At 62.4% G+C, this 18,923-nt stretch carries 19 protein-coding genes; 13 read left to right on the top strand and 6 right to left on the bottom strand.

Annotated elements, in window-relative coordinates; all coding sequences use genetic code 11:
• Positions 1-44 precede the first annotated feature (44 nt).
• From OOZ63_RS17780 to OOZ63_RS17760, 5 genes are read left to right on the top strand one after another with little or no spacing between them, the layout of a single operon-like run.
• Positions 45-326 carry a hypothetical protein gene (locus OOZ63_RS17780; protein ID WP_266006931.1) on the top strand — a complete coding sequence of 94 codons (282 nt, stop codon included), beginning with the start codon at positions 45-47 and terminating at the stop codon, positions 324-326.
• On the top strand, positions 319-1,500 hold the full coding sequence (locus OOZ63_RS17775; protein WP_266006930.1) for an ATP-NAD kinase family protein: 1,182 nt from the start codon (positions 319-321) through the stop codon (positions 1,498-1,500). The genes OOZ63_RS17780 and OOZ63_RS17775 overlap by 8 nt, the downstream gene beginning before the upstream one ends.
• 36 nt (positions 1,501-1,536) lie before the next feature.
• Positions 1,537-2,940 (top strand): aminomethyl-transferring glycine dehydrogenase subunit GcvPA, encoded by a 1,404-nt coding sequence (gcvPA, locus tag OOZ63_RS17770; protein ID WP_266006929.1) that lies wholly within the window; start codon positions 1,537-1,539, stop codon positions 2,938-2,940.
• Positions 2,937-4,523: an aminomethyl-transferring glycine dehydrogenase subunit GcvPB gene (gene gcvPB, locus OOZ63_RS17765; protein ID WP_266006928.1), complete on the top strand. Its 1,587-nt coding sequence runs from the start codon at positions 2,937-2,939 to the stop codon at positions 4,521-4,523. Before gcvPA ends, gcvPB begins: the two co-directional genes overlap by 4 nt.
• A 13-nt stretch (positions 4,524-4,536) precedes the next feature.
• The gene (locus tag OOZ63_RS17760; protein ID WP_266006926.1) at positions 4,537-5,523 is read left to right on the top strand and encodes an LLM class oxidoreductase; all 987 of its coding nucleotides are present in this window, start codon (positions 4,537-4,539) and stop codon (positions 5,521-5,523) included.
• A 100-nt stretch (positions 5,524-5,623) separates the two neighbouring features.
• Here the strand turns inward: OOZ63_RS17760 and OOZ63_RS17755 are convergent, their stop codons facing one another.
• Positions 5,624-6,616, bottom strand: a complete 993-nt coding sequence (locus tag OOZ63_RS17755) for a M15 family metallopeptidase (protein WP_266006994.1) — start codon at positions 6,614-6,616, stop codon at positions 5,624-5,626.
• Positions 6,617-7,130: 514 nt separating this feature from the next.
• Here OOZ63_RS17755 and OOZ63_RS17750 point away from each other — a divergent pair.
• From OOZ63_RS17750 to OOZ63_RS17720, 7 genes are all read left to right on the top strand, one after another.
• Complete coding sequence (locus tag OOZ63_RS17750) at positions 7,131-7,571, top strand: hypothetical protein (RefSeq protein WP_323055765.1); 441 nt, start codon at positions 7,131-7,133, stop codon at positions 7,569-7,571.
• Positions 7,572-8,063: 492 nt separating this feature from the next.
• Positions 8,064-8,363: a flagellar basal body rod protein gene (locus OOZ63_RS17745; RefSeq protein WP_266006924.1), complete on the top strand. Its 300-nt coding sequence runs from the start codon at positions 8,064-8,066 to the stop codon at positions 8,361-8,363.
• A gap of 6 nt (positions 8,364-8,369) precedes the next feature.
• The gene (locus OOZ63_RS17740; protein WP_266006923.1) at positions 8,370-8,987 is read left to right on the top strand and encodes a hypothetical protein; all 618 of its coding nucleotides are present in this window, start codon (positions 8,370-8,372) and stop codon (positions 8,985-8,987) included.
• A 390-nt stretch (positions 8,988-9,377) separates the two neighbouring features.
• A complete protein-coding gene (locus OOZ63_RS17735; protein WP_266006922.1) occupies positions 9,378-10,304 on the top strand; it encodes a LysR substrate-binding domain-containing protein in 927 nt (308 codons plus the stop codon).
• Positions 10,305-10,379: 75 nt separating this feature from the next.
• Complete coding sequence (tcuA, locus tag OOZ63_RS17730; protein ID WP_266006921.1) at positions 10,380-11,804, top strand: FAD-dependent tricarballylate dehydrogenase TcuA; 1,425 nt, start codon at positions 10,380-10,382, stop codon at positions 11,802-11,804.
• Positions 11,791-12,975 (top strand): tricarballylate utilization 4Fe-4S protein TcuB, encoded by a 1,185-nt coding sequence (tcuB, locus tag OOZ63_RS17725; protein WP_266006920.1) that lies wholly within the window; start codon positions 11,791-11,793, stop codon positions 12,973-12,975. The genes tcuA and tcuB overlap by 14 nt, the downstream gene beginning before the upstream one ends.
• A 35-nt stretch (positions 12,976-13,010) precedes the next feature.
• Positions 13,011-13,988: a Bug family tripartite tricarboxylate transporter substrate binding protein gene (locus tag OOZ63_RS17720; RefSeq protein WP_266006919.1), complete on the top strand. Its 978-nt coding sequence runs from the start codon at positions 13,011-13,013 to the stop codon at positions 13,986-13,988.
• 286 nt (positions 13,989-14,274) lie between these two features.
• On the opposite strand, the gene OOZ63_RS17715 is transcribed toward OOZ63_RS17720, so the two are convergent.
• The 3 genes from OOZ63_RS17715 to OOZ63_RS17705 form a co-directional block, all read right to left on the bottom strand.
• Complete coding sequence (locus OOZ63_RS17715) at positions 14,275-14,757, bottom strand: GreA/GreB family elongation factor (protein ID WP_266006918.1); 483 nt, start codon at positions 14,755-14,757, stop codon at positions 14,275-14,277.
• Positions 14,758-14,908: 151 nt separating this feature from the next.
• Positions 14,909-15,238 (bottom strand): hypothetical protein, encoded by a 330-nt coding sequence (locus OOZ63_RS17710; RefSeq protein ID WP_266006916.1) that lies wholly within the window; start codon positions 15,236-15,238, stop codon positions 14,909-14,911.
• 354 nt (positions 15,239-15,592) lie between these two features.
• Positions 15,593-16,663, bottom strand: a complete 1,071-nt coding sequence (locus OOZ63_RS17705; protein ID WP_266006915.1) for a hypothetical protein — start codon at positions 16,661-16,663, stop codon at positions 15,593-15,595.
• A gap of 498 nt (positions 16,664-17,161) precedes the next feature.
• Here OOZ63_RS17705 and OOZ63_RS17700 point away from each other — a divergent pair, with 498 nt between their 5' ends.
• A complete protein-coding gene (locus tag OOZ63_RS17700; protein ID WP_266006914.1) occupies positions 17,162-17,596 on the top strand; it encodes a DUF2267 domain-containing protein in 435 nt (144 codons plus the stop codon).
• A gap of 237 nt (positions 17,597-17,833) precedes the next feature.
• On the opposite strand, the gene OOZ63_RS17695 is transcribed toward OOZ63_RS17700, so the two are convergent.
• Both OOZ63_RS17695 and OOZ63_RS17690 read right to left on the bottom strand, forming a co-directional pair.
• A complete protein-coding gene (locus OOZ63_RS17695; protein WP_266006913.1) occupies positions 17,834-18,160 on the bottom strand; it encodes a type II toxin-antitoxin system RelE/ParE family toxin in 327 nt (108 codons plus the stop codon).
• A complete protein-coding gene (locus OOZ63_RS17690; protein WP_266006912.1) occupies positions 18,157-18,441 on the bottom strand; it encodes a YlcI/YnfO family protein in 285 nt (94 codons plus the stop codon). The genes OOZ63_RS17695 and OOZ63_RS17690 overlap by 4 nt, the downstream gene beginning before the upstream one ends.
• Positions 18,442-18,923 lie beyond the last annotated feature (482 nt).

The following is an 18,923-nucleotide window of genomic DNA, read 5'->3' as shown; positions in this document are numbered from 1 at the left end:
CCGAACAAGCGGCACAACTAGTCCCACCTTGCACAGGATTACTCATGATCGAAAGCCTCACCAGCTACGAGTCGCCGTCGATGATTTCTGACGCGGCGACGCAGGCGCCCCTCAATGCCTTCCTCGCCCGGACACTGCACGCGCTGTCCACACCTGAATCAGGCACCGCCACGCACTTCGCAGATCCGAACGTCGTGACCACCGGCTCCGATCTTGACGAGTGCTTGATCGGCCCTGAGATGGCACGGGCAGACACGCATTGGATGACCAGGCTGGGGCTTCGGTGGGCGCTGGCGGACGCCACGCAGGACCCATCCGATGAATGACCGCAATTTGCAAACTGCCGCGAGCTGTGAAATGCCGCCACCTCACGCGGCGTCTCGCAAGAGGCTCGGCCTGATCGTCAATCCGATCGCCGGCATGGGCGGGCGGGTCGGCCTCAAGGGGACCGATGGCACTGCCGTGCTGGATGAGGCAAGACGCCTTGGTGCGCAGCCTGTGTCAAGCGCAAGAGCGCTGCAGGCGTTGCACAAGCTGGCTGCCTCGGGTGCCGGTTTCTCGTTGGTCACCGGGCAAGGGGACCTTGGCGAGGACGTCGCGCAGCTGGCCGGCTTGCACCCCAACGTGGTTTACGGCGAGCTGCACGCCAGCAGCACACCAGCGGACACTCAAGGAGCCGTGGCCGCAATGATGGCAGCAGGCGTCGATCTGCTGCTATTCGCAGGGGGCGACGGCACTGCGCGCGATGTGTTGGGCGTGGTGGGGGATCGCCTACCGGTGCTCGGCATTCCCACGGGCGTAAAGATGTATTCCGCCGTATTCGGCACAAACGCGCAGAACACGGGCGACCTGGCAGCACGCTTCATAAAAGGCGATCCGTCGGTACGGCTTCGCGAGGCCGAGGTTATGGACATTGACGAGGTGGCCATGCGAGAGGACCGGATGGCAGCCCGACTCTACGGCTATGCGCAAAGCCCGCATCACCATCAGCTCACGCAAAACGCAAAGGCCGGATCGGGATTTTCTGAGAACGTGGCGCTTGAAGCTGTTTCCCGGCAACTGGCCAGGGAAATGCGCCCAGGGTGCCTCTACATCTTAGGGCCAGGCACGACGACCCGCAGGGTGATGTCGGCGCTCGGCCTGCATAAGACGCTGCTTGGTGTGGACGCCGTGCTCGACGGTGCCCTGGTTGGTGCCGACCTCAACGAACACGCGCTGCTGCAACTCATGCAGGGGCGCGAAACATACATCGTCGTGAGCGTGCTCGGCGGCCACGGCAGCTTGTTTGGAAGAGGCAATCAGCAGATCAGCGCAGAGGTGATTCGACGGGTTGGGCGTGACCACATCCAGATCATCACGACCCTGGAGAAGCTGATTGCACTGGACGCCGGAGCGCTGCACGTCGATACAGGCGACGAAAAAACGGACGCCATGTTGAGCGGCTACATGCCGCTTCACACGGCGCCTGGTCGCAAGGTGTATTTCAAAGTCAGATCGTGACCCTATCAATGCCAAATCCATACAAAGGAACTCAAGATGAATAACGGTACAGCCCATCCCTATATGGCGAACTCGGTACCCTCGATCAAGCGGGAGATGCTCGACGCTATCGGCGTTGAGCGCATCGAAGAACTATTCGAGCAGATTCCAACCGGGCATCGCCTCCAGCGTCCGATCGACCTGCCTCCTGCGCTCACTGAGAGCGAGCTGCGTCGGCACATGGTGACGACGCTCGCCAAGAACAAGACCGCCGAGCAGAACCTCAACTTTCTCGGAGCCGGTTGCTGGCAGCATCACGTGCCTGCGGCCTGCGATGAGGTCGTGCGCCGCAACGAATGGCTGACCTCGGTCTTTGGCGAGCCCAGCTCCGACCATGGCCGCAACCAGGCATGGTTCGAGTTCTGCAGCCAGCTTGGGGAGCTGCTCGACATGGACCTGGTCGGGCTGCCAGTGCGAAGCTGGGGTGTTGCTGCTGGGCATGCCATTCGTATGGCGTCGAGAATCACCAGCCGTAGCGAGGTGGTCGTCGTTCGTGCGATCGATCCCGAGCGACTCGCGGTCATTCAGAACCTATGTGAACCGGTCGACATGGCCAGTCATATCGCGATACGCATGGTCGACTACGACTCCGCGACCGGCTTGATGGATCTCGACCATCTGCGGGCGACGATCAGCTCCAATACCGCTGCCGTCTACTTCGAAACGCCGTCGTACTTTGGCGTGATCGAGAAGCATGGCGCTGCGATTGCCGAGATTGCGCACGCCGCGGGGGCCGAGGTAATCGTGGGCGTGGACGCCATCTCCCTCGGTGTCCTGTCGGCGCCTGCCAACTATGGCGCGGATATCGTCGTCGGCACGACCCAACCGCTGGGTGTCCACATGAATGGCGGTGGAGGCTCTGCCGGATTCATCGCTTCGCGCGACCACGAGCGCTATGCCCACCAGTACCCGACGCTGTTCATCAGCATCTCCGAGACGACCAAGGAGGGCGAGTACGGGTTCGGGCTAAGTCTCTTCGAGCAATCTTCGTACGGCCTGCGCGACAAGGGCAATGACTGGACTGGGCATTCCGTCTATATGTGGGCGATCGCGAATGCGGTGTATATGGCCATGATGGGTCCACAGGGCTTCGCAGAAGTCGGCGAGCTCATCCTTCAGCGGGCGAACTATGCCGCACGCGTTCTGGGCCAAGTTCCCGGGGTGCGTATCACCTTCCCCAGAGGATTTTTCAAGGAGTTCGTCATCAACTTCGACGACACCGGTGTCCCTGTGGCGCAAATCAACAAGAGGCTTCTTGCGCATGGAATCTTCGGTGGAAAAGACTTGAGCAAGGACTTCCCGGAGCTCGGCGCGAGCGCCCTTTACTGCGTGACCGAGATCCACACGCTGGCCGACATCGAGCGCCTGGCCGACGCCCTCAAGAAAGTGACCCAAGCATGAAAACCAAGCTGCGCGAATATCACGCTCCTGTATGGAATGAGCCCGTCATTCTGGAGATGGGCTATCCAGGACGCCGAGGCGTCCTCTTCTCTCCGGTCGAGGACAAGGTACGGGCCACAGTCGGAGACGCTGCGGACCTGGTTCCGTCGTCGATGCGCCGAGTGCAAAAGCCGGCCCTACCCGAGTTGTCGGAGCCAGAAGTTCTATACCACTATCTGCGGCTATCCCAGCAAACCCTGGGCATGATGAATATCAGCCTGTTCGGAACCTGCACGATGAAATACAACGCGCAGATCAACGAAGCGATGGCTTGGCGCCCAGAGGTGACACACCTTCATCCGTACCAGGACGAGGACACGTTGCAGGGTGCACTTGAGATCGTCTATGGAATGGACAAGATCCTTCGCGAGCTCTCGGGCATGGACCAGTTTGTGTTCCAGGCGGGCGGTGGCGCGGACGCCGCATACACAAGCTGCGCGGTGACACGGGCCTACCATGCGGCGCGAGGCGAGCTCGCCCAGCGCGATGAGATCATCACCACCATTCAAACGCATCCCAGCAGTGCCGCCACGGCCGCCGCAGCCGGCTTCAAGGTGATCACGCTGATGATCGAGGAGAACGGTTACCCGTCGCTAGAGTCGCTCAAGGCTGCAGTCTCGAACCGAACGGCCGCGCTAATGCTCAACAACCCCGATGACATGGGTGTCTACAACCCGGAGATCCGCGAGTGGACCCGCATCGTGCGCGAAGCGGGAGGCATCAGCTTCTACGACCACGCGAACTTCAATGGCGCGATGACCAAGATCCGTGCCCGTGAGTTGGGGTTCGATGCCTGCATGTTCATGCTGCACAAGACATTCGGTGCGCCCAAGAGCGGGGTCGGCGGCCCCGCTGTCGGTGCATATGGATGCTCCGCAGAGCTGGCTCCCTTCATGCCCAAACCCTTGGTGGCGTTCGATGGCGAGCGCTACCGACTTGACTATGACCGCCCGCAAAGCTGCGGGAAGATTCGTGAGTTCTGGGGCAATCTTCCGGTCATCGTCAAGGCGTATGCCTGGTCGCGCTCGATGGGGGCAGACGGCATGGCGGAGGCCTCGGACCTATCGGTGCTCGCGAACAACTACATGGAGCGTGGCCTTCTCGCGATTCGTGGTGTCACGCGATCCCATCCCGATGCCAAGAGCCCACGGCTCGAAATGACGCGCTACAGCCTTCAACAGCTCAAGGAAGACACTGGAGTCGATGTGCATGATGTGCAGAATCGCATGGCCGATTTCGGCATCGACCCGATGTGGACGAGCCACCATCCGTGGCTGATTCCCGAGCCCTTCACACCTGAGGCGGGCGAGATGTATGGCAAGGAATCACTGGACACCTGGATCGCAGTCCTTGCCCGGATCTCCGAAGAAGCCTATTCGAACCCCGAAATCGTGAAGACGGCGCCGCACAATCAAGCAGTGCATCGCCTGAAGAACGCGCTGATCGACAGCCCCGAGCACTGGGCCATGACCTGGCGCGCCTATCAGCGCAAGAGGAAGCAGGAAAAGTCGACCCTTCCCGCCACACCACGGCACGGACACTGAGATCGGCGAAAGCATGACGAAATTCGAAAGCCACCGCGGCTACTCGTCCATGTTCAAGGAGGGGCACCTGACGCTGGGCCTGTTCTTCGCGATCGAGTCCTATCAAGGTGCCGTCCCGGAGATGGACGTCGTCAGCCAAGTCCGACTCGCGAAGATGGCGGAGTCGGCTGGGTTTGCCGCCCTTTTTTTCAGGGACGTTCCCCTGCATGTACCGTCCTTCGGTGATGTGGGCCACATCTACGATCCCTGGGTGTTGCTGGGGCATGTGGGGGCGCACACCTCACGCATCGCGCTGGCGACCGGAAGCATCATCACTACGCTGAGGCATCCCTTGCACGTCGCCAAGGCCGCTGCGTCCGTGGATCGGCTTTCGAATCAGCGCCTGGTGCTGGGTTTGGCCACCGGCGATAGACCCACGGAATTCGCTGCCGTTCGTCAACCGATCGAAAACCGAGGCGAGTTGTTTCGTGAAGCACTTGCCGTCATGCGCACCGCCTGGCGGGAAGATTTCCCTCGTGTATCAACACCTAGGGTCGACTTGTCGGGCGGCGATACGCTGCCGAAGCCGGCGCTGCGCGACATTCCAGTGCTTGTCACCGGAAACTCGCGCCAGTCCGTCCCGTGGATCGCCGAACACTCCGATGGATGGCTCTACTACCCACAGAACGTGGATAGCCAAGCCGAGACGATTCGTCACTGGCGTTCGATGCCGCAGGGCTTCAAGCCGTTTTCCCAGTCCCTGTACATCGATCTGGCCGAGGATCCGGATGCGCCGCCTACGCCCATCTTTCTGGGCTTCAAGTCCGGCCATCGTTTCCTAGTCGAGTACCTTCGTTCCCTGAGGGACAGCGGCGTGAACCATGTCGGCTTCAATCTCAAGTACGGATCGCGACCCGCTGCGGACGTCGTGCGGGAACTCGGAGAGTACGTCGTGCCGCATTTTCCTGCGCACGACCTGCAGAGGTTGCCGAATCCGTTTTGTGCGCCAGTCGAGGCTTGAGCACTGCTAAGAAGCCAATTGGCGCAAACATTCCACTGCTAGTGCTCATACCGGCGATTTGATTGCGACTTGAACGCGGCCTTGGCGGGGTTACCGTGGCCTAGCGCTGCTGTGCCTGATCCGCGATCAGCTTCTTCAAAGCATCCTGCGCATCCCGCGTCTCAAAGTGCGGAAGATCAGGAAATCGTGAATCGCCGCCCCAGACCAACCCTAGGTCCTTGCCCAAAGCGGCAGCGATCCTGAAGGCCTTCTCATCCTCCCAGCTTACCGTGTCGCCCTTTCTGAACGCTACATCAAAGGCCAAGCCAGTGTTGTGCACGGAGACCCGGGCGTTTGTTACCAAGTTTCCTGGTTCACTACGTCCCTTGGCATATAGGGCGAGTTGCTGCTCAGGGCTGCGATAACCCGCAACGAGGGTCAGCGGTAGGTCGCGAGCCTTTGCAGCGTCGAGAAAGCGGCTGGCCAGTTCACGCGCGCTCGGCTGAAGACCATCAAGCACCCCCTTCTCCAGAGTCGATCGAGCCTGCGTTGCCTCCGTGCTGGCCGCTGCCAACTTGAACTTGGTCTGTCCCAGCTCTGCCTGCAGCGCGGTGATGTCGTTTGCTAGGCGCTTGCGCTCAGCCTTCGCCGCAACCACCGCAGCCTGAGCAGTCAGGACATCCCGCCTCGATTCGGCAGCTCTGATGCTCGCCGCCGCAGCCAGTTTTTCGACCACATCACGTTGCTCCGCCGCCGATGCGGCAAGGGCTGCCGCCTTGATCGCACTTTCCTCCGCATCCCGCCTTCGCTCCATCGCGGCCTTAGAAACGGAAAGGGCCTCGTCTCGCACCTTCTCGGCCTGGCTGGTCTCCAGCTTTGCGGCCTTGGCCTTCAACTCGGCCACCTCGTACTGGGTATAAGCCGCAACGGCGCCGCCGACGCCGAGGATTGCAACGCCAAATAGCTTCAAAGGTTCAGTCAAGCGCTCACCCCGCTTGTTCGCGCTGAGCGCTCGCGCTTCACATCTCAGCTTGACCGCTTCGGCCCGACTCTTCTCCGCCATGCGGTTCACGGCGGCCGTTTCTCCGCGCAACTTTTCGATCTCAGCCAGCACCTTGTCCAAGGAGCACTGCTTGAGTCTGTCGTCAATGGATTGCGGCTCAGTCATGGATACCGTGGGCGGACGTTTCCAGATGGATGGTCGCAGATCGCCCACATCGGTTCTTCAGTAAGTGAACGGATGGAGATGGCAACTGCATCGCTGTAGGAAGGGGCGCGAGTCGCATGCTGGCTCAGCTCGTTGCAAAAAAAGACGACTTATGTGTTGCCTATAAGTTCATTGGCCGCCTGTAGCCAGTCACTCACAACTGAATGGAGACTTTGCACACCTGCGGGTCTGCAATGCGTCTCGGCTACAGGCTGATGTGAGCCGTTCGAATCGGAGACCACCGGATGGTTGCAATCTCCAAGACTCGGCATTCAGGGTTGTACCCAACCCTAGTCGGCGACCACCCCAACCCGGCCCCTTGAAGACGAATCGCCGGGCCGCCAAGCAAAATCCAGACGATCCGGGCGAGCTTGGCGTCGGGCCCGCCGCGAAGTCCACCTTGAAGAATGGAGCGGCATCAATGGCACTGACGAACAAGGGCGAGTTCTGGTACAGGACGACATCCGGCGACACCCGAGCCGAGCTGCGCAGCTACAGCATTGCGAATCGCCATGAGGCCGTACGGTTTGCCGCGTCCAAATGCAATTGCGGATGCCGGACCTTCGCGCTGCAGACCGATGAGGAAGCCGGCGTGGCAATCCGCACCTGCACAGACTGCGGGCAGGAACACCTGATGGGCGACAGCGCGGACCACGTTGAAAAATCCTCGCCCGAGGCGCACGAGTGCGTGTGCGAGAACGAAGTGTTCGAGCTGATGTCCGGCGTCTACGTGTACGAAGGCACACATGACTTGCGCTGGTACTACATCGCTTGCCACTGCGTGGAATGCAATCTGGGCGGGGTCTTCGCAGACTGGAAGTGTGAAGCTGGTGATGCGGCGGGCTTCCTCGCCAAGGTATGAGCGGCCGAACCCCGGCGGACTTCGATGCGGATCTCGAGGACCGGTTCGGACTTGGCCGACCTGGCGCTGTCGACCCATCAGCGACGTTCGAATCCTTATTACGAGGCCGGAGGGCAGCCATCCACGAGATCATGGATTCGGCGTGTCGGTAGCGATCCTGACAAATCCTTGGCGGCAGAGCGACCCTTCGTCGACGGCCTGGTGCCGATAGTCAAAAGCGGCGCTGCCGAGGTGCCACAAGCATCGAAGTCGGTTGACGCTGGTCGGCATGGAAGGCGGCCCGCGGGCCCTGGCCCACTTCCACGTGTTCGACGACGGGGCGCTGGTCGAAGACGCTGGTCCCGTCTGCGCGCCGAGGTGACGATCCATGGAAATGGGGTGGCGCCGTCGGGCACGGCGTGACTTGCGCCGCAGTCCTCTCGACTTTGTCTTGCAGCCCACGTGTGTCAAGGCGGGCCGCCCCACTACCATGTCCCTCACGCAAGTACTGCCATGTCGACCTCCTCCATCAGTCTCTCAAGCATGAATGCCGCCCGGACCAGTCTCGGCGCGGCGGCTCACGACATCGCGATCCTCAACACGCCCGGTTCTCGGCGCCAGAAGGCGCAGCAAGCGCCGCAGCCGGGCGCAGCCGGCGTGACCACCACGGCATCGCGGGCGGCCGAGTCAGGCGATGCAACTGAGACGGATCTCGCGGGAGAGTTGCAAGCGAAGAGTTCGTTTCTTGCTAACTTGATGCTCCTCAGGAAGCAAGACAAGATGATGGGCGCGCTGCTGAACATCTCCGGTTGACGCGCCATGCTGCTACGGTCGGCGCTGCTCGTATTGATTGGCTTTTGCGGACTTGCGCACGCTGCGGATCCGAAGGTATCGCCGTCGGATCCGCCGCTTCGGCCTTGCGATGTCCCGGTGCGCTTCTCGGCGGAGTACTTTGCGGACCCGGAAGTCGACACCTCGAGATCGACGGCCGAGATCACAAAGCTAGGCAATGCCCTGGAGGCCTCAGAAAGAAGCGTCCAGCTGGGTCACGTGATGGTTCAGACGGAGATTTCCGTCGTACCCCAGGCGACTTGCTCAGGCTTTCAGGTGATCTTGAAGTTTGTCAAGCCGGTCCTGCGTATTGCGAGCAACTTGCCTCCCGGCTCGTGTGCCGAAGCGCTGGTCCGCAGACACGAATGGACCCACGTCAAGATCTACCGCGAGATTGCGCACGAGTTCCGACATCTTCAATATCACGGTTTTGGGCCGCTGAGATCGGCGAATGTGATGCGGTTCGCGAAGCAGGAATGGAAGCGGCTCGAGTACCGCCAGGTGCTCTTCGACAGCCCGGAGGAATACGCCAAGAGCCAAACGATGTGTGGCGGCGAGATTCCAAAGCTGCTGCATGCCGCAGCACCGGCGGTGTCCAAGGACTAGGCTATTGGGGACCTAAGTTGCCAATGCAGCGCAATGGCCGACCCGCGACTGTCGCAGCGACCCAATGCTGAACTTCGAGTTGCACATCTCACCGCTGACAAGCAGTCGCTGGTAGGTGATTTTTCTCTGAAGGCGAAGCTCCAGCCAACTATCGCCTGACAGCGCTATCGTCAGTGCCGTATGCCCCCGGCTACGCCCTCGTTAATGCCAGCCGTGAGACGGCAAGGTTCGTGCGCACCTGAATTTCGGTGGACGCAAGGGCAAGCGAAAACAAGGATACGCGCCGCAGTGCATCGTGGCAGGTCGTCCCGTCGAGGGCTGGTATGGTGCCCTGTTCGATCCAATGGGTACCGAAACCCTTATCCTGCCTTCCGCTTTGATGCGTCAACCATGGAACTCCGCCAACTTCGTTATTTCGTGAAGGTCTGTGAGCTGCGCAGCATGGGGCGCGCGGCCATCGAGCTCGGCGTGGTGACCTCGGCACTGAGCCAGCAGATCAGTCGACTGGAAAGCGAACTCAGTACGCGGCTGCTGCTGCGCGGCAGCACCGGCGTCAGCCCCACCGACGCCGGCGTGGCCTTCTTGCAGCAGGCACAGCTCACACTGCGCCATGCGGACGAGGCGGTACGCGCGGCGCAGCAGGCGCGCTTGTCGGGCCATGTCAGCGTGGGTCTGGCACCGACCACGGCATCGGTGCTCGGCTTGCCGCTGATGCAGGCCATGCGGGCACGTTACCCGGACGTACGGCTGCACCTGGTGGAGTCGCTGTCGGGCAATCTGGCTGGCATGCTGCAAGCGCGCCTGCTTGATCTGGCCGTGCTGTTCGAGACCACCACGCCGCGCCGCTGGAGCATCGAGCCGCTGCTCGACGAGAAGCTGTTCCTCCTCGCGTCGACCAGTTTGGCGCAGCGCCCCTCGGGCCCGAAGGTGCGGCTAGCCCAACTCGCCGGTGTGCCACTGATCATGCCTAGCGCCGGCCACGGCCTGCGCGCCACCCTCACGGCCGCCTTTGCCAGGGCACGTATCGTGCCCGATGTTGTCGCTGAGATCGATGGGCTGGCGATACTGATGGATGCAGTCCGCGCCGGCCTGGGCGCTACCATCCAGCCTGGGGCTGCTATCGCGCGGCAGCCGGCAGACGATGTACTCAGCAGCCAGATCACTGATACCCATGTAGGCAGACGTAGCCTGCTGGTCAGTCTGTCGGACGATGAGCTGTCGCCGGCCGCGCTGGCCACCCGCGTGGTGATGTCCGATACCGCGCGCATGCTGGTGCGCGAGGGCCGCTGGGTCGGCGCCAGTCTTCTCGATAACTGAACACCTATTGCCCGATCCGGCCTGTCGCCCGAGGGCATGCCTGCCTACAGTCTCCTGACCCAAAGGAGACAAGTAGTGAGCGATAAACAGGTCGATGTCCTGGTCGTAGGGGGCGGCAACGCCGCACTCTGCGCCGCGCTGATGGCGCGCGAGGCCGGCGCCAGCGTGCTGATGCTCGAGTCCGCGCCCAAGGCTTGGCGGGGTGGCAATTCGCAGCACACGCGCAACCTGCGCTGCATGCATGACGCGCCGCAGGACGTGCTGGTTGATGCCTACCCTGAGGAGGAATACTGGCAGGACCTGCTCAAGGTCACCGGCGGCCAGACCAACGAGCACCTGGCACGTCTGGTGATCCGTGCATCGTCGAATTGCCGCGACTGGATGCGCAGTCATGGCGTTCACTTTCAGCCGCCCCTGTCCGGCGCCCTGCATGTAGCGCGCACCAACGCCTTTTTTATGGGGGGCGGCAAGGCTCTGGTGAACGCCTACTACCGCAGTGCCGAGCGCCTCGGCGTGCGGATTCGCTACGACACGCCCGTGGCTTCAGTGGAACTCGAAGGCCAGCGCTTCACAGCGGTCCGAACCGAGGGCGGTGAACGCATCAGCGCGAGAAGCTGTGTGCTCGCGGCCGGCGGCTTCGAGTCGAACCGCGACTGGCTGCGCGAGGCGTGGGGCCAGAACGAACGTGGGGAATGGCCGGCCGACAACTTCCTGATTCGTGGCACCCGTTTCAACCAGGGCGTGCTGCTCAAGCAATTGATACAGGCTGGAGCCGACACTGTTGGCGATCCCTCCCAGGGCCACATGGTGGCGATCGATGCCCGTGCCCCGCTCTATGACGGCGGCATCTGCACGCGCATCGACTGCGTGTCCCTGGGCGTGGTGGTCAACCGCGAGGCTCGCCGCTTCTACGACGAAGGCGAGGACTTCTGGCCTAAGCGATATGCCATCTGGGGGCGGCTGGTGGCGCAGCAGCCTGGGCAGGTGGGCTACTCCATCATCGACCAGAAGGCTGTCGGCCGCTTCATGCCACCTGTGTTTCCCGGCACGGTCGCCAACACGCTGCCCGAGCTGGCACGCCAGCTCGGGCTGGACGAGGCGACCTTTCTGCGCACCATCGCCGACTACAACGCCGCCTGCCGTGTAGGCCGTTTCGACCACACGGCCCTTGACGACTGCCATACCGTAGGGCTGGTGCCCGCCAAGACTCACTGGGCGCGACCCATCGATACCGCGCCCTTTTACGCCTACCCGCTGCGCCCCGGCATCACCTTCACCTACCTGGGCCTGAAGGTGGACGACACCACCGCCGTGCGCTTCGGCAACCGCCCCAGCCCCAATCTCTTCGTTGCCGGCGAAATGATGGCCGGCAACGTGCTCGGCAAAGGCTACACCGCCGGCGTGGGTATGAGCATCGGCACCGCCTTCGGCCGCATTGCCGGCACGCAGGCCGCAGCCGCGGTCCTTAAGCAAAAAGAGGTCTCCCATGCAAACGCTTGATACCCTGGCACGCGAGGCGGTCTCGCTCGCGCAGGGTCCGCGCCGCGTCATCCCCATCCTCTCAAGCGCCGAGACCGAGGTGGGGCGGCAGATGCAGATCTGCAATGCCTGCCGCTATTGCGAGGGCTTCTGTGCCGTCTTCCCAGCGATGACCCGCCGGCTTGAATTCGGCAAGGCCGACATCCACTTCCTGGCCAACCTCTGCCACAACTGCGGCGCCTGTTTGCATGCCTGCCAGTACGCGCCGCCGCACGAATTTGCCGTCAATGTGCCACAAGCCATGGCCGAGGTTCGCGGTCAGACCTATGTGGACTACGCGTGGCCGCAAGCTCTCGGCGTTCTTTACCAGCGCAACGGGTTGACGCTGTCGCTGGCTCTGGCCTGTGCGTTGGCGCTGTTTCTGACATTGGCCGTGGCGATGAAGGGCAGCCTGTGGGGTGCAGCGCCCGGCGACACGTTCTACACCATCTTCCCGCATAACCTGCTGGTCAGCATGTTCGCCCCCGTGTTCCTTTTCGCCATGCTGGCGCTGGCCATGGGCGTGCGGCGCTTCTGGCGCGACCTGACACCCGCCACCAGCGGGGCGTCGGTGAATGGGCCCGCTGCGGCTGAAGCCGCCGACGCGGTGCTGCGCCTCAAGTATCTCGACGGAGGTCATGGCGAAGGTTGTCACAACGAAGACGACGCTTACACACTGGCACGCCGACGCTTTCACCATCTCACCTTCTACGGCTTCATGCTGTGCTTTGCCGCCACTAGCGTGGCGACGCTGTACCACTACGCCTTAGGCTGGGTCGCGCCCTACGCCCTGCCCAGCCTACCCAAGCTGCTCGGTGTGATCGGTGGCATCAGCCTGATGGTCGGAACCGCAGGCCTGTGGCGGCTGAACCGCAAACGCCATCCATTGCACGGCGATGTGAAGCAAAAGCCGATGGACCTGGGCTTCATAGCCCTGCTGTTCCTGACCAGCGCCAGTGGCCTGGCGCTTTGGCTCGGCCGCGGCACGCCGGCCCTCGCGCTGCTGCTGTGCCTGCACCTCGGTGCAGTCATGGCGCTGTTCGCCACTTTGCCCTACGGCAAGTTCGGCCACGGCATCTTCCGCAGCGCCGCGCTGCTGCGCCATGCCGTCGAGAAACGCCTGCCAAATCCGATCGGCCTTGGCGCCGACTGAGCCCCGAATCGACGAAAGCCCAACGGAGACATCTGATGAACAAACGACAACTTCTGCGCGCCACGATCCTGTCTGCCGCAGCCCTGTGCCTCGCCAGCCGCGCGCCGGCCCAAGACTTCCCGCCAAGGAAGACCGTCACCTTGGTGGTTGGCTTCGCCGCCGGGGGCGCGGCCGACGCGGCAGCTCGCCTGATCGCCAAGAAACTCGGTGAGAACATCGGGCAGACCGTCGTGGTCGACAACAAAGCAGGCGCCGGCGGCAACATCGCCCACCAGCAGGTGGCCAACGGCCCGGCCGACGGCTCGATGCTACTGTTCGGCTCCATCGGCCCACTGACCATCGCCCCCCATGTGATGAAGGTGCCGTACGACCCCTTCAAGGACCTGGCCGCTGTCTCCGGTGGGGTGAATTTCCCCAATGTGCTGGTCGTGCGCAAGGGGTTGGGCGTGAAGACGCTGGCCGAGTTCGTGTCTTTGGCGAAGAAGAAGCCTGGCAGTGTCGACTACGCCTCAACCGGAGCCGGCTCGGCCTCGCACCTGGCCGGGGAACTGTTTGAGCAGCGCGCGGGCATCCAGATGGTGCACGTGCCCTACAAAGGAGGTGCCCCGGCGCTGCAGGATCTGTTGGGTGATCGAATCGCCTCGTACTTCTCGGCGCCGCCGACGGCGCTGCCGCACATCGACGCCGGCACGCTGATCCCGCTGGTCACCACAGGACTCACCCGCCCGGCCTACATGCCGAACATCCCGACAGTTGCCGAGTCCGGATTCCCGGGATTCGAGGCCCTGAACTGGTATGCCTTTGTCGCTCCCGGCAAGACGCCGGTAGCCATGCTGGAGCGCTGGAACCAAGCCATCGTCAAGGTGCTGTCCGACCCCGGTGTGAAGGACGTGCTGAACAAGCACGGCCTGACGCCACAGCCCACCAGCCGCGCCGAGCTCACTGACTTTATGAAAAAGGAGGACGCCAAGTGGGGCGCGATTGTGCGCGAGCGCAAGATCACCGCGAACTGATTCGCGAGGTCAGTGGGCTCGCAAAAGACCACGCGCGGTGCGCGCGCTGGAAGCGACCGGCCGCCGTGCGAGCGGATTGGGCAGCCTGGAAGCCGCCTTTGGCGAACGCACCCAAATGGCCGGGACTTGCAGCCCACATCTGCTCACGGCAACTGACCTTGGCCGCCCAAGCGCCGGTGTTTTGAAAGCGGGCTTCCTGGCTCGGCCTCGAGTTCACACTGTCGGCCATCCTAAAGGAGTCGGGGCGCTTAGATTCTGGTCAATTCGGCGCGAACTTGCTTGCGACTCAATGAACCCGCAGCACCTCAAACTGCTGTCGGATGGGAGCGACCTGTATCGACACCTCGTCACCGACGCATTTACCCAGCATGGCCTTGCCCAACGGGGCTTCACTGCTGATGACCTGAACGAGTTGAGCACCGCTGACCAACTTCATACTGCCGCCATCCGGGCCGAGAAACAGCTGCTGCTGCTTGTCGTCGGCATCGACCAGGCAGATCAGCGCGCCGAGCTGTATACCTTTGCTGGGGTCGTAGGGGCGCGGGCGGAATTGGCGCCAATTGGCCAGCGCCTGGCGGATGGCTTGCGCGCGACGAGCTTGGCCGGTGGCCAAGTAGGCAGCTTCTAGTCCCAAAGTGTCGTACTTGTTTTCGGCGATGTTCTCTTCGTGGGTCGCCGTTTCATGGGCCGCCCGCGCTGCCTGTTCGGCTTGCAGCAGATCTTCGGCAAGACGTTCCAGCACCTGCTGCTGCAGCAAGAATTTATCCATGATGAAAGGTAAGCATCGCGAACAAGCGAGAGGCAAATCTTGATTATGAAAGGCTCCAGCCGCTTTCGACTGGTCGGCGTCAACTATCTTGGCCGCCGCATTGACTCATCAGAACTGTTACCCGTGCTGACCCGTTGCCTCATGCAGCTGGTTAGGGGATATGGCTGTGGCTGCCTTGACGCCGTCGCGCGTCGTGTCGTGCTGGCACATCCTCTTGGGACACCCGTCCGAGGTCCTTGTTCGAGCGTTTCCACGTCGTGCCTGCGATGAGAGTGCCCACGATCGTCGGGTGATGAAGCATGTTTGCCAAGGCCAGCATCTCCGGGCGAGCGATTCTGATGCCCACTTTCGTCATCTGCGGATTCCACTCGGCCAGCGCCAGGAAGTCGAAGCTGCAAAGGGCAAATGTGCCATGGGCGGTATCGATCGCCTGGAGCTTCTTGGCATCGGATCCTGGCTGATAGGGCGGCGGTGCAGCCATGAGCTCCAGGAACCAGTTGCTGCCCTCTGGCCGCTGGCGGATGGAGGCGCACCATGGGCAGTCCGTCCGGTGCATCGCCGGGCTTGCCGGGCGGGAAACGGGGGTCGTCGCGCGGCTTCCAATTGGCGTGCAGCAACTGGTCGGTGATGGCCGTGGCTGCAGCGACGGCCTTGGCATGAGGGCTACACAGGCCGTCAACATCCTTCGTGCGGATGGCCCGGGTTGCGTCGCCGGCGAAGAACCAGTGCGCGGCGGCCAGTGAGCCGCAGACGATCAAGTTCTTGCGTGCGTCGCCCGGCAACGCGGCTGCGACTTGTTCGAGAACCTGGCTTGGGGAGACCTCCTCGGGTTCGATCATTGAAACGTTCCCCCTTGAGTAGTGGCTCGGCTCAGATGCTCTGCGAACTCACGGGCCTCGGCCGTGAGACCGATGTCCAGCAAGTCAGCCAGGCATTCCAACGGCGAGGCCTGACCCACCCCTGGTGTCCGCGGGGCCGATGGAGTCCGAAGTCGCCTTCCAAGGTGTAGCACCAGCGGTGCGTGCGCCTTCAAGTTCTTGACTTCGACAAGGCCTGCATCGAGCTTGCGAACGAATTCAGTATTGCCGTCGTAGACGCTCAAATCCAGGCGTGGAGCCGCCGTGATGTTCAGATGCTCGTAGAAGTGATAAGCCGCCATGACCCCGCCTACAGCGACGTCAGGCGGTTTGCTGGCTCGGTCCATGACCTTGATGAGCCGGCTGAGAAGTGCTGACGGGCCCCGCGCCAAGCCGCTCGGGTCCGCAAAGTAGACGGCCTTGCGTTCCAACTTCAGATCCAGCGCGAGGCTTTGCCATGCGTCCCAGCTGGGTGGCTGGAGCACGAAGTCCCCGAACTGGCCTGCTATGACGTCGAGCTTCCTCAGATGCTCAAGCGCGGAGATGACCGTGGGCTTGCTGGCCTTGGATTCACTCAGGACTTCCAAGGAGGATGTCATGGACCGGCCCTGCAGCCATCGATCTACAACCAGAGACTGGACGAATACGCGACTGACCCGTCCTCCGTGGGTGGCCGTGTCATGGAGCACGAGATCGCGGATGAACAGGGCGAGCTCTTCGTCGAATTGCTGCAGGACTCCCTTCGTTCGGTCGATGTCTTCACCAAAAGCTACCAGCTGGATCTTCTGTCCCACGCCGTCTCTCACGATGTTGCGGAACTGGGTCAACTCATCGCGCAACCTGGAACTGCTTAGCTTGGACTCTTTGAGCACCAGCATGGCCTGTGCGCTGGACGGTTCTTTCTCCAACGCATAGGCCAGCGCAAGTAGCGCGCCGCGCAGGTCGCGGGCGTTGTTGGTGCGCTTGACCTCGATGAGAAAGTCTCCGGCGGGACCGACCCAGCGGCCGTCGTATTCCCTGTTGGCGTCCGCGAAGTAGCTTTGGTGCATAGCTTGCTACCTTACACCAGGTAGCAACCTTCTGAAAGGTTGCTACCTTGAGGCATGTTGCTACCTTAAAGGCTCCCGTCTCATACTGGGTGCGAGCATCAATCATGATCGGCCGACGGCTGCCACTGATCAAGTTGCGTGATGGACCGGTGGCGCCGGGCCCGCCGATCTTGAACAGCCATTGAGTAGCGGCTCCGGCAGTCCCCCTCGCCGAAGGCGCCCCCGGTTGACTTATCTCGCCGCCGGGCGGGCCGGTCGGCGTCGTTGACCGAGCGCCCTCCGAGCGGCAGACATTGGCCGCATCTTGACGCGGTGATCTGCGGCCAGCAACGGCAATTGCCCTGGATGCAGCAGGTCGGCCGCCCGGTCGCCAACCCAAAGGAATCGTCACCGGCTTGAACAGCCCCTGCGCCGGCACGTCCTCTGTCGTGTGAAAATGGACTCCTTCCCGCAGGGCCTGCACCGGCGAGCGTCGCGGGACTCCAGATCACGAAACCCATGCCCTGGCCTCCAGAGTACCAACGCACATCCATCGACTTCGAGAAGTTCATGGTGACTGCGCGCGATCATGCTGGCCTTGCCACGACGAACATGGCCTGGAATATGGTCGTGGGCGTGCTCCATGCTTTGCGTCGCAGGCTTACTCCCCACCAAGCGCTTCGCTTTGCAGATCAGTTGCCGCCGGCGATTCGTGGTCTCTTCATCGAAGGCTGGGATCCTGGCGCGGAAGTGGCGAGCATGGGGAGTCGGTGCGACATTCTGGAAGAAGTCCGTTCGATCCGCCGAGAACACAATTTTTCGCCGGACAACGCGATTGAGGCCGTCGGATTCGCCTTGCGCGCCGTAGTCCCATCGGACGCTTTCGCTCGCGCATCAGCAGCGCTCCCCCCCGAAATTCGCAAGCTGTGGCTCGGCGTTGGCGCGCCCACCTGAACCCTGCCAGTCGCCTCGAGCCGGACACGGTGGCTCGATCGAAACCGCGCCACCAGCCGGCTGCGAACCACCGAGAAAATCTCAGTAGCGCTGATCGCGGTCAACGACCGTTCTGCCGAGGCAGCCTGGTGGCTGCAATGGGCACGACGCTGCCAGGTGACACACAGCATAGGAAATCCAGCCTGGCCGACGGGCTCTGCTCATCGCACCGCAAGCCAGATCGCTGAATGCACGAATTCAGTGGCGGTAGTCTTCTTCGCGCTGGTGTCGAACAGCCCCCACGACCACCTGGTTGCCGACAATCTCGAACAGCACAACACAGCCAGCGCTGCCAAACGGCACGACCAATTCACGCGAACGGCCATTCCCCAGTTCTGCCTTCCGGCAAGAAAAAGGTGACCAAGACAGTAGACGCATCCCCTCGCTGATCGCGTCCAGCGCGCGTTGAGGCGTCGTCCAATCCGGTGTCTCGCTTGCGAGCTCACGCTCAATGGCGAAGTCCTCCAGGCACTGCAGGTCGGCAACTGCCTCTTCGAGCAGCGTGGCGCTGTAGACGGAAGTCACCGAGCGCGGCGCTGAGCAGCTCGACGTTTGGCTTCGTCAAGGCGCCCCTGCAGACCCGCCATGACCTCGTCGACCGTACTGCCGCCGCCTTCACGCTTCCAACGCCCGATCGCCGCCTCGCCGCGGTTGACGAACTCGGCCTGAACTCGGCGCCAGGCTGCAGTCGCGACAACCGCCTCTTCGATGAACTGAGTCAGCGACTCGCCTTCGCGCAAGACGGCTTCGACTTCGGCCCGAACTTCGGGCTCGACGCGGATGGGAGGAAAGGTGGCAGACCGCATCACTCGACTGTATAGCAAACGTGATACATCACCCATCCGGCATTGACGTATGCCGCGCGAACAACAGCATGGAGGATCGCGGCAAGTGCGGGTGCCGACGCGCAACCCCTATCGATACGTCCGGCACGGGCACATGCCGGATGGCCCTCAGCTCCTGGAAGGCTGGGTGGCGGATCTCGACCTTGACTCTGCCGACGACGTAACGCATTCGATGAGAAGGGCCAAGGCGACACTGGACTACCGGTGAATGAAGAGCCTGCGCGCCGCTGAACTGCTGCTTGGGCACACAACGCCGAAGTCGACGCAGGCTTCGGGCACCTTGCCGTCTTCCAGGACGATTGGGGCTACGGCTGCAATGGATCAAGTGACCACAACAAAGAGCATCAGTTCGGCCCTCCGAGCAGCAGACATTGGCCGCATCTTGAAGCGGTGATCTGCGGCCAGCAACGGCAATTGCCCTGGATGCAGGAGGTCGGCAGCCC

Source organism: Paucibacter sp. PLA-PC-4 (assembly GCF_026241155.1).
GTDB lineage: Bacteria > Pseudomonadota > Gammaproteobacteria > Burkholderiales > Burkholderiaceae_C > Roseateles_E.
This window is presented reverse-complemented; position numbering and strand designations above follow the sequence as displayed.